The 12,112-nt window shown below is 71.1% G+C and carries 13 protein-coding genes; 5 read left to right on the top strand and 8 right to left on the bottom strand.

Going from position 1 to position 12,112, the window contains the following annotated elements; genetic code table 11:
- Positions 1–2 precede the first annotated feature (2 nt).
- The 3 genes from G6N26_RS12380 to G6N26_RS12370 form a co-directional block, all read right to left on the bottom strand.
- The gene (locus G6N26_RS12380; RefSeq protein WP_067168307.1) at positions 3–284 is read right to left on the bottom strand and encodes a DUF1490 family protein; all 282 of its coding nucleotides are present in this window, start codon (positions 282–284) and stop codon (positions 3–5) included.
- A 190-nt stretch (positions 285–474) separates the two neighbouring features.
- Positions 475–1,191: a TIGR03089 family protein gene (locus tag G6N26_RS12375; RefSeq protein WP_194164297.1), complete on the bottom strand. Its 717-nt coding sequence runs from the start codon at positions 1,189–1,191 to the stop codon at positions 475–477.
- A 6-nt stretch (positions 1,192–1,197) separates the two neighbouring features.
- Positions 1,198–2,670, bottom strand: coding sequence for an LCP family protein (locus G6N26_RS12370; protein ID WP_067168308.1), 1,473 nt, complete (start codon positions 2,668–2,670; stop codon positions 1,198–1,200).
- 108 nt (positions 2,671–2,778) lie between these two features.
- On the opposite strand from G6N26_RS12370, the gene rfbD reads away from it, so the two are divergent.
- Genes rfbD through manB form a run of 3 tightly spaced genes read left to right on the top strand, consistent with a single transcriptional unit; the run spans position 2,779 to position 5,627 of the window.
- On the top strand, positions 2,779–3,666 hold the full coding sequence (gene rfbD, locus G6N26_RS12365) for a dTDP-4-dehydrorhamnose reductase (protein WP_083017525.1): 888 nt from the start codon (positions 2,779–2,781) through the stop codon (positions 3,664–3,666).
- A complete protein-coding gene (locus G6N26_RS12360) occupies positions 3,659–4,549 on the top strand; it encodes a glycosyltransferase family 2 protein (RefSeq protein ID WP_083017527.1) in 891 nt (296 codons plus the stop codon). The genes rfbD and G6N26_RS12360 overlap by 8 nt, the downstream gene beginning before the upstream one ends.
- 1 nt (position 4,550) lies before the next feature.
- The gene (gene manB, locus G6N26_RS12355) at positions 4,551–5,627 is read left to right on the top strand and encodes a mannose-1-phosphate guanylyltransferase (RefSeq protein ID WP_083017529.1); all 1,077 of its coding nucleotides are present in this window, start codon (positions 4,551–4,553) and stop codon (positions 5,625–5,627) included.
- A gap of 66 nt (positions 5,628–5,693) precedes the next feature.
- On the opposite strand, the gene G6N26_RS12350 is transcribed toward manB, so the two are convergent.
- The 4 genes from G6N26_RS12350 to cofD are packed head-to-tail and all read right to left on the bottom strand — an operon-like array spanning position 5,694 to position 10,183.
- A complete protein-coding gene (locus G6N26_RS12350) occupies positions 5,694–6,236 on the bottom strand; it encodes an NUDIX hydrolase (protein WP_067168314.1) in 543 nt (180 codons plus the stop codon).
- Positions 6,233–7,822 (bottom strand): Eco57I restriction-modification methylase domain-containing protein, encoded by a 1,590-nt coding sequence (locus tag G6N26_RS12345; protein ID WP_083017531.1) that lies wholly within the window; start codon positions 7,820–7,822, stop codon positions 6,233–6,235. The genes G6N26_RS12350 and G6N26_RS12345 overlap by 4 nt, the downstream gene beginning before the upstream one ends.
- Before the next feature lie 10 nt (positions 7,823–7,832).
- On the bottom strand, positions 7,833–9,185 hold the full coding sequence (locus G6N26_RS12340) for a coenzyme F420-0:L-glutamate ligase (RefSeq protein WP_083017534.1): 1,353 nt from the start codon (positions 9,183–9,185) through the stop codon (positions 7,833–7,835).
- On the bottom strand, positions 9,182–10,183 hold the full coding sequence (cofD, locus tag G6N26_RS12335; RefSeq protein WP_083017536.1) for a 2-phospho-L-lactate transferase: 1,002 nt from the start codon (positions 10,181–10,183) through the stop codon (positions 9,182–9,184). Before cofD ends, G6N26_RS12340 begins: the two co-directional genes overlap by 4 nt.
- Positions 10,184–10,572: 389 nt before the next feature.
- Here cofD and G6N26_RS12330 point away from each other — a divergent pair, with 389 nt between their 5' ends.
- Positions 10,573–10,911: a WhiB family transcriptional regulator gene (locus G6N26_RS12330; protein ID WP_067169106.1), complete on the top strand. Its 339-nt coding sequence runs from the start codon at positions 10,573–10,575 to the stop codon at positions 10,909–10,911.
- Between the two features lie 22 nt (positions 10,912–10,933).
- Here the strand turns inward: G6N26_RS12330 and G6N26_RS12325 are convergent, their stop codons facing one another.
- Positions 10,934–11,356 (bottom strand): metallopeptidase family protein, encoded by a 423-nt coding sequence (locus tag G6N26_RS12325; protein ID WP_067169110.1) that lies wholly within the window; start codon positions 11,354–11,356, stop codon positions 10,934–10,936.
- A 188-nt stretch (positions 11,357–11,544) separates the two neighbouring features.
- On the opposite strand from G6N26_RS12325, the gene G6N26_RS12320 reads away from it, so the two are divergent.
- A complete protein-coding gene (locus tag G6N26_RS12320) occupies positions 11,545–11,997 on the top strand; it encodes a DUF3499 domain-containing protein (protein WP_194164296.1) in 453 nt (150 codons plus the stop codon).
- The last annotated feature ends 115 nt before the right edge of the window (positions 11,998–12,112 follow it).

Raw genomic sequence — 12,112 nt, 5'->3', positions numbered from 1 at the left:
GATCAGTGCTCGTGGTCGTGGGTGTCGGCGATCGACGGGGTGGGCGCCTCCTCGCCGATGCGTTCGCGGGCCTCGGCCATGACGTCGGCGAGCTTGAGCCGTGCCGATTCGGCGGCCTCCTCGGCCTTGCGGGTGCCACGCAATCCGAGCTCGGCGCCCTTCACCGCGGTCTCGTGCAGCGGCGCCTTGGCCACGGCCTTGCGCGCCACCTCGTAGGCCGTCACGCCGACCAGCCCGGTGACCACCGTTCCCGCCGCCTTCGCCAAGAGCCCGTACACCGCCATTGCCGCAACCTTCCTCGTCGTCTCAGCTGTAGCCCATGCTCGCTCGACGTTAACATCGAAATATTGCGATATCAATATGAATCGGGCGGAGGGGCGGCCGCCCCGAGGCGACGGGTCCGGCCCGGCGAGAGCGCAGATGCACGCCAGCCCCGGCGTGTCGCCGGGCGGCGCGCGCTCGCCGGCGGCGGCCTCACAGCACCCGGGTGACTTTTTCCGTCTCGATCCGTCGCGCCTGGGCGGCGGGGTCGGCGTGGGCCACCTGCACCAGCGAGGCGCCGGCGGCCAAGATCGCCAGCAGGTGATCCACCAGGCCGGCGGGTTCGGTCCACGGCTTATCGGAGAGCACCCGGTCGCCCGACGTCAAACCCCTTGCCGCCGCGGAGTTTTGACAGTCCGCCAGCAGCTCGTCGACCGAGCGCCCGTCCAGCGCCGGACCCGGGCGCGGCTCGGGGACGATCTGGTCGCCGTGCACCCGCACCGCGGTCGCGTAGTCGGTCACACCGATCGGCAGGTCGGGCGCCGGGCGGCCGAACGCGTCCAGCGACAGCACCGCGACCTCGCCCCCCGCGACCGCGTCGTCGGCCTCGTCGAGGCGCTCGGCCGTGCACAGCGCGACGTCCGCCGCCCCGGTCAGTGTCGCCTCGGCGCCGATCCACCACACCCCGAACAGCACCGCCGCCGTCTGCCAGTGCGCGGGCAGCAGGATTGCGACGCGGCTGTTCGGCCCGGCCCCCAGTTCGTCGCGCAACAGGTTGCCCGTCTTGGCGGCCCAGTTCGCCAGCGTCACCGCGGACAGCTCGATGCGCTCGCCGGTGGCGTCGTCGTAGTACGTGATCCGCGGGCCGACCGGGTCGGCCCGCAGCATCGGATCGAGGATGGCCCCGCTCAGCGTGCTCGGTTGTTGCACGGGTCGTTAGTTTATGCACTCCGGTTTGTCGGAGCCGGCGGTCAGGATCGGCGACGGCGGGGGAAGGTTGGGGTTGGTGGCGACCGCGCCGGCGGTGGAGACCCGGGCGGGCATGATCGACTCGGTGCCGGACAGGCCCGACCCCGGACCGCTGTAGTCGTTGGCCAGCACCACCCGCACTGCGCCCGGCGCCAGCGAGGTGTCGGCGATCACCGGCAACCCGCCCAGTTCCTTGGAGACCTCCTTGGCCCCCATGTCGTCGCTCTTGGCGGCGCGGACCTGGCTGGCCTTGACGTGCCCGCCATCGTTGTTGCCCACCGATCCCGTGGCAAAGCCCTTGGCGCTCAACACGTCTGATACGGCGGCGGCCAGGCCGTTGATGTCGGTGTCGTTGACGACGCTGGCGGTGGTCTTCGCGGGCGTGTAGGCGATCTCCTCGGTCTTGCCCTCTTCCTGCTCGTGCAGCAGCCCACCGACCCAGTCGGCCACCTGGTGCGGATCCACCCGCACCACGCTCTGCATGCCGTCGTCGCTCCAGCCGGCGCCGTCGAGCACCGGGATGGTGGCGAACGCGACGTTGCCGCCGGCCAGCTTCTGCATCTGCTGCACGAAATCCATCACGTCCCATCCGGCCGAGATCACGACCGAACGCTGGACCGCGGCTTCCAGGCGCCGCACCGTGGTGGGGCTGGACAGCGTCTTGCTGGAGATGACCCGGTGGGCGAGCGAGGCCATCACCACCTGCTGGCGCACCACCCGGTCCAGGTCCCCGCGCGGCAGTTCGTGGCGCTGGCGCACGAAGCTGAGGGCCTCGGGGCCGCTGAGCCGTTGCGGGCCCGCCGGGAAGTCGGCGCCCGAAAGCGGTTCGAAGACCGGCTCTTTGAGGCAGACGTCGACGCCGCCGAGGGCGTCGGTGATCAGCGAGAAGCCGAGCAGGCCGATCTCGGCGTAGTGGTCGACGGTGACGCCGGTGAGGTCGGCGACGGTCTTGATCAGCGCCTCGCGGCCGGCCTCGGTGCCCTGGGCGGCCGCGTCCGCGGCGGCGTCGCCGGCCCGGACCAGGCTGGCGCGCTTGGCTTCCCGGGTCTGGCCGTAGACGCCGTTGATCTTGGTCTTGCCGAGGCCGGGGGCGGCGACGTAGGAGTCGCGCGGGATCGAGATCGCGGTCGCCGACTTCCCGTTGTTGGGGATCCGGATCAGGATGATCGTGTCGGTGTTGGTGGCTTCCTCGTCGCCGGCCCGCAGCGTGTCCAGCTCCTCCTGGGACAGCGGGTTGCCGTGCGCGTCGGTGCGGCTGTCCAGGCCGACCAGCAGGATGTCGATCGCGCCGTCGTCGCCGCCCTTGCCCAGCGAGGGCGCCGACATGTGAAAGATGCCGTCTTCGAAGGACCGGACATTGCTCCACGCGATCCCGGTGCCGACGACGACCGCGAGCGTCAGCACGGTGGCAATCACACGAACCACACGTTGCACAGGCATCCCACTACATTACTTGCGACACATCAGCTTCACGGGTAGCCGACGGCGGCGTGGCCCGCGCGGCCCCGCGAATTCTGGGACTTTTTTCGGCCATGCCAAACTCGAACCATGTCAGGCAGGATCGTGATCACCGGGGCCGGTGGACAGCTCGGCGGCTATTTGAGCTCGCTGGCGGCAGGTCAGGGCCGGGAGGTCCTGGCACATTCGTCGTCGCAGTGGGACATCACCGACCCCGCGGCGGCCGAACGGATCGTGCAGCGCGGTGACGTGGTGATCAACTGCGCGGCCTACACCAACGTCGACGGCGCCGAGACCGACGAGGCGGGCGCCTTCGCCGTCAACGAGGCCGGTCCCGGGCATCTGGCGCGGGCTTGCGCGCGCGCCGGCGCCCAGCTGATCCACGTCTCCACCGACTACGTCTTCAACGGCGACTTCGGTGGCGCGGCCCCGCGGCCGTACGAGCCCAGCGATCAGACCGCGCCGCAGGGCGTGTATGCGCGCAGCAAGGCCGCGGGGGAGCAGGCCGTCCTGGCCGCGCTGCCCGAGGCGGTCGTCGTGCGCACCGCCTGGGTCTACACCGGCGGCGCCGGCAAGGACTTCGTCGCCGTCATGCGCCGGCTCGCCGCCGGGGACGGCCCGGTGGACGTGGTCGACGACCAGACCGGGTCCCCGACCTACGTCGGCGACCTGGCCGAAGCGCTGCTGCAGATCGTCGACGATCGCGTGCCCGGCCCGATCCTGCACGCCGCCAACGAGGGCGCGGTCTCGCGGTTCGAGCAGGCTCGCGCCGTCTTCGAGGAATGTGGCGCCGACCCCGCGCGGGTGCGCCCGGTCAGCACGGACCACTTCCCCCGGCCGGCGCCGCGGCCGGCCTACTCCGCGCTGTCGGGCGGTCAGTCGGCGGCGGCCGGGCTGCGGCCCCTAAGGCCCTGGCGCCCCGCGCTTGTCGCCGCCCTGGCCGCGGCCGATCGACCGTTACCCTCTACGCGTGACTGACGTTCTGCCGGTCGTGACGGTGACCTACTCGCCGGGCCCGCACCTGGAGCGCTTCCTGGCCTCGCTGTCGCTGGCCACGGAGCGGGAGGTGTGCGTGCTGCTGGCCGACAACGGCTCCACCGACGGCACGCCGCAGGCGGCCGTCGACCGCTATCCCAACGTGCGGCTGTTTCACACCGGGGCCAACCTCGGCTACGGCACCGCGGTGAATCGCGCCGTCGCGCAACTGGACCGCGAGGACGACTGGGTGATCGTGGCCAACCCGGACGTGCAGTGGGGACCGGGCAGCATCGACGCCCTGCTGGACGCCGCGTCGCGCTGGCCGCGCGCCGGTGCCCTGGGCCCGCTGGTCCGCGACCCCGACGGGTCGGTGTATCCGTCGGCGCGGCACCTGCCCAGCCTGATCCGCGGTGGCATGCACGCGGTCGTCGGGCCGTTCTGGAAGACCAACCCGTGGTCGGCGGCGTACCGCCAGGAGCGGCTGGAGCCCAGCGAGCGTCCGGTGGGCTGGCTGTCGGGATCGTGCCTGCTGGTGCGCCGGTCGGCATTCGAGCGGGTCGGCGGATTTGATGAGCGCTACTTCATGTACATGGAGGACGTCGACCTCGGCGACCGCCTCGGCAAGGCCGGCTGGCTTTCCGTCTACGTGCCCTCGGCCGAAGTCCTGCACCACAAGGGCCACTCCACGGGCGGGGACCCGGCCAGCCACCTGGCCGCCCATCACAAGAGCACGTATATGTTTCTGGCCGACCGGCATGCCGGTCGGTTGCGCGCGCCGCTGCGCTGGGCGCTGCGCGCGTCATTGGCGGTACGTTCCCGCCTGATGGTGCGCAGCGCGGTGCGCGCGTCGGGCCGGGCGAGACTGGTAGAAGGGCGACACTGAGGTGGGAACTCCACAAGTCGACGTCGTGATCCTGGTCGGCGGTAAGGGCACCCGGCTGCGGCCGTTGACGCTGTCGGCGCCCAAGCCCATGCTGCCCACCGCCGGGTTGCCGTTCCTCACCCATCTGTTGTCGCGGGTCGCCGCCGCGGGCCTCGAGCACGTCATCTTGAGCACGTCGTATCGGGCCGCCGTCTTCGAGGCGGAGTTCGGCGACGGTTCCAAGCTGGGCCTGCAGATCGAATACGTCACCGAGGAGAGCCCGCTGGGCACCGGCGGCGGCATCGCCAACGTCGTGGGCCACCTGCGGCATGACACCGCGATGGTGTTCAACGGCGACGTCCTCTCCGGCGCCGACCTGGGCCAGATGCTCGACTTTCACCGCGCCCAGGAATCCGACCTCACCCTGCACCTGGTCCGGGTCGGCGACCCCCGGGCGTTTGGCTGCGTGACCACCGAGGACGGCCGCGTCACCGCCTTCCTGGAGAAGACGCAGGATCCGCCGACCGACCAGATCAACGCCGGCTGCTACGTGTTCGCCCGCGACGTGATCGACCGGATCCCGCGCGGCCGTGAGGTTTCGGTGGAGCGCGAGGTGTTCCCCGCGCTGCTGTCCGATCCCGGTGTCAAGGTGTGCGGCTACGTCGACGCCAGCTATTGGCGCGACATGGGCACCCCGGAAGACTTCGTCCGGGGGTCGGCGGACCTGGTGCGCGGCATCGCGCCGTCGCCCGCCTTACACGGCCACCGCGGCGAGCAGCTGGTGCACGACGGCGCGGCGGTGTCGCCGGGCGCGGTGCTGATCGGCGGCACCGTGGTGGGGCGGGGCGCCGAGATCGGGCCCGGCGTCCGGCTGGACGGCGCGGTGATCTTCGACGGCGCCAAGGTCGAGGCCGGCAGCGTGATCGAGCGCTCAATCATCGGCTTCGGCGCGCGCATCGGCCCGCGGGCGCTGATCCGCGACGGGGTGATCGGCGACGGCGCCGACATCGGCGCGCGCTGCGAACTGTTGCGCGGCGCCCGGGTGTGGCCCGGTGTGTCGATTCCCGACGGCGGGATCCGCTACTCCTCCGACGTCTGAGCGCGGGGTTTCCTCACGCCGAGTGTGCGGCTGGCCGCGTCGTCGGCGCCGAATGCGCGGCAGGCCTCACACTCGGCGGGCCCGCGCCCGCGAAACCAGATACGCCAGCGCGTGATCGGTGCCCTCCGGCAACGCGTCGGCGGGCCACCAGCGCAGGTCCTCCGACTCGTCGCTGATCGCGATTTGAGCGCCGGCCGGCGCGTGCGCCACGAACTGCAAATCCAGATGGCGGGTGGGCACGCCCAGCGAGCACACCACCGGATGCACGTGCACGGCGGCCAATTCGGGTGCCATCCGCAGACCGTCGACCCCGGATTCCTCGGTGGCCTCGCGCAACGCCGCGGCGACAATGTCTGGGTCACCCTCGTCACAGTGGCCGCCCAGCTGCACCCACCGGCCCAGGCGGCGATGCAGCGTCAGCAGCACCCGGTCGCCGCTGTGATCGAGCACCAGCGCCGAGGCGGTGACGTGCCCCGGCACGCACTCGCGGCGGCACGCGTCGTCGCGGGCTTCGACGAACGCCAAGACGGCGTGCCGCAACGAATCCTGGCCCGCGTCCGGGGGTTCCCAGCCGGACAGGATCGCGATCACCGACTCCCGCAGGCTCATCGCGCGGCCCGCCGTTTCCTGCGATCGGCCAGCGACGCCCACGCGGCGCGGCAGTCCGCCACCGTTTCGGCCGCCAGTCCCAGCCCCTCGATCAGCACGCGACGGTCGACGAGGTCGAGTGCCTTGTCGATCTCGTTGGCCTTCAACAGCAGGTCCACATCGCCGGCGAGGTCGGGATCGACGTGTGCCGGCGCGGGAATGGGCAGCTGCTCGGCCTCGCCGGGTTCGAGCTCCAGCACACCCCCGCCGTAGCTGCGGCCCATGATCTCGGCGAAGGCGAACGTCACGCTGTTGTGGAAGACCGCGGCCAGCGCGGCCGGGTCGACGCGATCCTCACCCGTCAGTCGCACCCGGTGCACGGTGTCGGTACTCACCGCACCCACCCCGTTGACGGTCAGCCTCGGCGCCCGGTGAATCTGGCGCAGCAGGAACAGGTCTGGCACCCACAGCGACGGCGTCCTCCACCACGGTCTGCGGATCGAGCACTTGTAGCCGCGGTGCACGCCGGCGGCCTCCCCGGCGCGGATGTGGGCGATCAACGCCGGATCGTCGGGCTCGCGGGGCGCGTTGAGCAGCCAGCTGCGCTGCCCGCCCGCGACATCGCTTGCCCGGCAATCGGTGTCGTAGACCAGCCCGGACAGCTGGGCGCTGCGCGAGACGAGCGGAACGCAGTGCGGCCGCAATCCCAGCTCGGCCGCCTGGGTATCGGTCAGGGTGAAAAAGGCGTTGCGCCCGGTCACGATGCCCACGTCCACCTCGGCGAGAGACCCGAGCGGGAGCAACGCGCCGGAGCCCTTAAGCGAGCGCAGCAGCCGGATCGCGGCGGGGTCCAGAAAGTACTTGGTCCACTTCTCGTTGTCGTGCAGCAGGGCGGGCGCCCATTCGACGTCCAGCTCCGCCCGCGCCAGCGCGTCGGCGTCGGGCAGGCGCACCGTGCGGATGCGGGCGGGTCCGGGCCCGGTGACGCCGCAGAACAACACGACCTCCTGCAGGATGCCGTCGAACACCAGGCGCTCGAAGGTCAGCAGCGTGATCTCGCGGAAACGGCTGAGCAGAAAGTCGCGCAGCGGGGCGGCGTAGGTGACCTGCAGCAGCTCGGCCGCCAGCACCAGGCCCACCCGCCCGCCGTCGCGCACCAACACCGTGCTGGCCACGACGAACGGGACCCACGCATTGGTCAGCCGGGTCGGGCGCAGGCCCTCGCGGCGCATCAGCTCCAGCGCCGGCTCGCGCTGCGGCGCCGCCCAGTGGCCGAACCGGATGTAGGGCGGATTGCCGGCCACCCCGTCCCAGCCGCCGAGGTCGGCTTGAGCGGCCCCGGCGAGCCAGGTGAACAGGCTGTCGGCGTCGACGGGAGCGAACCGCCGGGCCTTGGCGGCCTCACGCGCGCTCAGCTCGACGCCGTGGGCCCGGTCGCTGAGCGCGGCCAGCTCGCGCAGGATCGCGCCGTCGCCGCAGGACGGTTCGACGATCTTCGGGCCGGCCTCGCGAACCCATCCGGCCAAGAACCGCGCCACCGGAGCGGGGGTGTAGTAGCCGCCGCGGACCTTGTCGGCCGAGGCCGCCGCCTTGCCCGCGAAGTTCATCCGCCCAGTATCACTTGCGGATCAACAGGTCCCCGGGATCCGCGGCGTCACGCGGGCCGGCGGGGTCGGCGGCGTAGCCGATGGCGATGGCGCCCAAGGGCTCCCAGTCGGCGGGCAGTTCGAGCTCGGCGCGCACCAGGTCGGCGGCGAAAATGGTCGACCCGATCCAGCAGCTGCCCACCCCGCGCACCGCCAGCGCGACCAGCAGGGCCTGCACGGCCGCCCCGACCGCGACGGTGAACATGGTGTGCTCGGCGTCGGTGCGGGCGGCGTCGGGGTAGGAGTGGGCGCCGTCCGGCACCAGGATCGGGATGACGACTTCGGGGGCGTCGTAGAGGATCTGGCCGCGCGCCACGCGCCGCTCGATGGCGTCGGCGGGCTTGCCGTCACCGGCGAGGTCGGTCCGCCACTTGTCCTTCATGCGGTCCAGCAGCCGGGCCCGGGTGCCCGGGTGCTGCAGCCAGACGAACCGCACCGGGCGGGTGTGATGGGGCGCCGGCGCGGTGAGGGCCTCGGCGATCGCCGCCTCCACCAGATCGGTCGGGACGGGCTCGGCGCTGAACTGGCGCACCGATCGCCGCAGCAGCTGCGCCTCGCGGCGGCCCAGGTCGATCGCCTCGGCGGTGCCGAGCCAGAACAGGTCTTCGGGGCCGGGCCGCAACAACCGCCGGGCCGTCGAACCGTCGTCGGTCACGGACAGGCCGCGCACCACCGCCACCGGCATCGCGGTCAATTTGCCCTTCACCAGATCGGCGGCCGCGGCGATCTCGTCGGCGATCGCGACCTCGGTGACCAGCAACTCGTTGCCGTGCTGGTCGACGGCGCCCGAATAGCCATGCAGCACAGCCAGACCCGCGGCGCCCACCGCCGCGTCGGTCTGGCCGTTGCGCCAGGCGCGGCCCATCGTGTCGGTGATGACCACGGCGACCTCGACGCCGAGCCGCTCGCGCAGCGCGGCGCGCAGGGTGGCCGCGCTGCCGTCCGGGTCGACGGGCAGCAGCGCCAGCTCGTCGCGCCCGACGTTGGAGCCGTCCACGCCCGCGGCGGCCTGCACCAGCCCGATCCGGCTCTCGGTGATCAGGGTCTTGCCCTTGCGGGCCAGCACCCGAACGGCTTCGTCGTCGACCAGCTTGCGCCGCAGTCGATCGCGCTCCTCGGGGTCGCGGGGCGCCGGCACCAGCCGGCCCTCGCATTTGGACACCACCTTGCTGGTGACCACCACGACGTCGCCGTCACGCAGCCAGGGTGCCGCCGCGGCGACGGCCGCGCCCAGGTCGTCGCCGGGCCGGAATTCGGGCAGCCCGGCGACGGGCAGGATCTCGATCGCGGCGGCGGTGCCGTGCTCGCCCGGAGCGGAGGTCATGGCGCCAATCCCGCGAGCTCCAGGCCGGCGCGGACCATCTCGGCGGTCGCCTTGGGGTCGGTCATCACCAGCGGCACCGAGCGCACCGCGACCCCCTCGATGTCCGCGTCGTCGCCGTCGCTGACCAGCCAGCAGTCCAGGATGCCGGTGCCCCGGCGCGCGCCGTAGTGGCGGCCGACGGCCTCGGCGGTGGACTCGACACCGATCACGGAAAGGCAGGCATCGGCCATGCCGCGCAACGGCTTTCCACCGATGATCGGCGAGTAGCCGACGACCGGGGCCTTCGCCGCCCGCAGGGCGCCGCGGACGCCGGGCACGGCCAGGATGGCGCCGACGCTCACGACCGGGTTCGACGGGGCCAGCAGGATGACGTCGGCGTCGGCGATGGCCGCTGTGGCTTCAGTTGTGGCGGCTGCCTTTTCGGCGCCGACGAAGGCGAAGCTGTGGGTGGGCACCTGGGCGCGGTAGCGCACCCACCACTCCTGGAAGTGGATGGCCCGCCGGCTGCCGTCGTCGGGATCGGTTATCACCACGTGCGTCTCGCAGCGGTCGTCGGTGACGGGGAGCAGCCGCGCGCCCGGCTGCCATCGGTCGCACAGCGCCGCGGTGATCTGAGACAGCGGGTAGCCGGCGTTGAGCATTTGAGTGCGCACCAGATGGGTGCCCAGGTCGCGGTCGCCGAGTCCGAACCAGTCCGGCTGCACGCCATAGCGCGCCAATTCCTCTTTGGCGTGCCAGGTTTCGTCGCGGTGACCCCACCCTCGCTCCGGGTCGACACCTCCACCTAAGGTGTACATGCAGGTGTCCAAATCGGGGCAGACTCGCAGTCCGTGGATCCAGGCGTCATCGCCAATGTTGACGATCGCCGTCAGCTCGTGACTGCCGGCCTCGGCGTCTGGGCGCCCTTGCGTGTGAAATTGACCCAGCCCGAACAACTGTTGAATCCCCAGCAGGAACCGGGCGCCGCCAACCCCACCGACCAGGACGGTGACCTTCACTTGAGCCTCACACAGCACGACAGTACTGCCCGGCGAGCGTGCGGGGACGGGCCCATCGGGCCTGCCTCAAAGTTGGGACTCCCCACCACTTGTGGGGAAGTTGGGGGCTATGTGATCAACACGCCGACGGCCCAAAACAACAGAAACGCCGAAATTCGATCACGAGATGGTATGGAAATGCGCCGAAGTGCTTGACCCGGCAGATCAACCCGTGTCTAATCACATCAGTGTCATTTCCCGGTTGGCCGGCCGACTCCGGTGTCGCAGACCGAGATTCGATCACTTGTTCGAATTGTCTGTACATCAGAACAGTGGGAAATCAATCACTCTTTCTCAATCAAGCTGAGGAGGCGGACGACCGTATGTCATACGACACTTTTCGAGGCGCAATGGCGAGCACGCCGCACAACCCAATCGACTTGCCGCCGGCCCAACCCGCCCGGCCTCATTTGACCGTGGTTCCCGATGCGCCAGTCGCATTCGAGCCCGAGCCGTTGCCGGCGCCCGTCGCCGATCAATGGCAGGACCGGGCGCTGTGCGCCCAGACCGACCCGGAAGCCTTCTTCCCGGAAAAGGGTGGCTCCACCCGCGAGGCCAAGAAGATCTGCCTGGGCTGCGAGGTGCGCCACGAGTGCCTCGAGTACGCCCTCGAGCATGACGAGCGCTTCGGGATCTGGGGCGGTCTCTCCGAACGCGAGCGCCGCCGCCTCAAGCGCGGCATAATCTGAGAGGCGCTTCGCGCAACGTCAGCTATTCGTCGTCGATCGTCGGATCGATGACCGACGGCTCAACGTCGAGATAGATGGCGACCTGGGCCACCAGGATTTCGTGCAGCAAGTCGCCGAGCTCGACGGTGTCCTTCGCCCGTCGCTCAATTGGCTTGCGGAACAGGACAATTCGCGCCCGCGTGGAGTTGCCGCGGATGTCGACGCCAGCCGGGATCAGCCGGGCCAGGGGGATCGGCCCGTCCGCGATCACCTCGGCCGGCCACTGCACACTGTCGGGATCCTTGGCCGCGATCCGGGGAATCTCATCGACCGCCACGTCGAGGTCGGCCAGCCGGTCCTGCCAGCTCCGCTCGATGGGTTCGTAGGCCTCCAGCACCGCCATGTCGAACCGCTCGGCGCGGCTGCGCCACCCCGGCACGCTGGGGGGCAGCAGCGGGCCGCGCATCTCGCGACCCCTGCGGAAGAATCGATGGGTGGCCGGTCGGCGCGGAGCCGATCCGTCCGAAAACCGATCTCTTCGCGGGGAACTGCGCGAATCGCCCACGCGCCGATGGTAACGGTTACACATCGGCGGCCGTCCGGTTGCGCGTGTCCGGCGCTTCGGCGGCGTTTGCGCACGATAGCCTTTCGAGCGTGAACGTTCCCCGTCGCTGTTGCCGGCCCGGGTGCCCGCACTACGCCGTGGCGACCCTAACGTTCGTCTATTCGGACTCGACGGCAGTCGTCGGCCCGCTGGCGACCGCTCGGGAACCGCATTCCTGGGATCTGTGCGTCAACCACGCCGGCCGCATCACCGCCCCCCGCGGATGGGAGCTGGTGCGCCATGCCGGTCCGCTCGTTTCTGAGCCCACCCACCCTGACGAGGACGACCTGGTCGCTCTCGCCGACGCGGTCCGCGAAGGAGGGTCGGGGGATCGCGGCGCGCCGTATGGCGGCACCGCGTCGCCCGTGAACGGCTTCGCCGATCCGCGCATCCACGGCGGCTCGCAGGCCACCGCGCCCAGCAGCAGTGTGCTCGCGCCGCCGGAGCATCGGTCGGGGCGGCGCCGCGGGCATCTGCGCGTGCTGCCCGATCCCAGCGACTAGGCGCGCCTGATGGTGGCGACCCGCTTCGCCCGGCCGCGCCGCGCTCGTGATCGCCACGGGGCCGCCCAATCCGCCCGCACCGCGGCTCGTGTTCTCTTTGGCCCGATAGGCTGAC

Origin of the sequence: Mycobacterium marseillense (genome assembly GCF_010731675.1) — a bacterium.
Taxonomy (GTDB): domain Bacteria; phylum Actinomycetota; class Actinomycetes; order Mycobacteriales; family Mycobacteriaceae; genus Mycobacterium; species Mycobacterium marseillense.
Note: the sequence above shows the minus strand (reverse complement) of the source record. Positions and strands in the feature narration are given on the sequence as shown.

Coding starts and splice junctions, on each gene's coding strand:
- G6N26_RS12340 (WP_083017534.1), bottom strand. CDS start 9,185: ATGACCTCCGCTCCGGGCGAGCACGGCACCGCCGCCGCGATCGAGATC.
- rfbD (WP_083017525.1), top strand. CDS start 2,779: ATGTCAGGCAGGATCGTGATCACCGGGGCCGGTGGACAGCTCGGCGGC.
- G6N26_RS12350 (WP_067168314.1), bottom strand. CDS start 6,236: ATGAGCCTGCGGGAGTCGGTGATCGCGATCCTGTCCGGCTGGGAACCC.
- G6N26_RS12380 (WP_067168307.1), bottom strand. CDS start 284: ATGGCGGTGTACGGGCTCTTGGCGAAGGCGGCGGGAACGGTGGTCACC.
- G6N26_RS12345 (WP_083017531.1), bottom strand. CDS start 7,822: ATGAACTTCGCGGGCAAGGCGGCGGCCTCGGCCGACAAGGTCCGCGGC.
- G6N26_RS12325 (WP_067169110.1), bottom strand. CDS start 11,356: ATGCGCGGCCCGCTGCTGCCCCCCAGCGTGCCGGGGTGGCGCAGCCGC.
- G6N26_RS12370 (WP_067168308.1), bottom strand. CDS start 2,670: ATGCCTGTGCAACGTGTGGTTCGTGTGATTGCCACCGTGCTGACGCTC.
- G6N26_RS12330 (WP_067169106.1), top strand. CDS start 10,573: ATGGCGAGCACGCCGCACAACCCAATCGACTTGCCGCCGGCCCAACCC.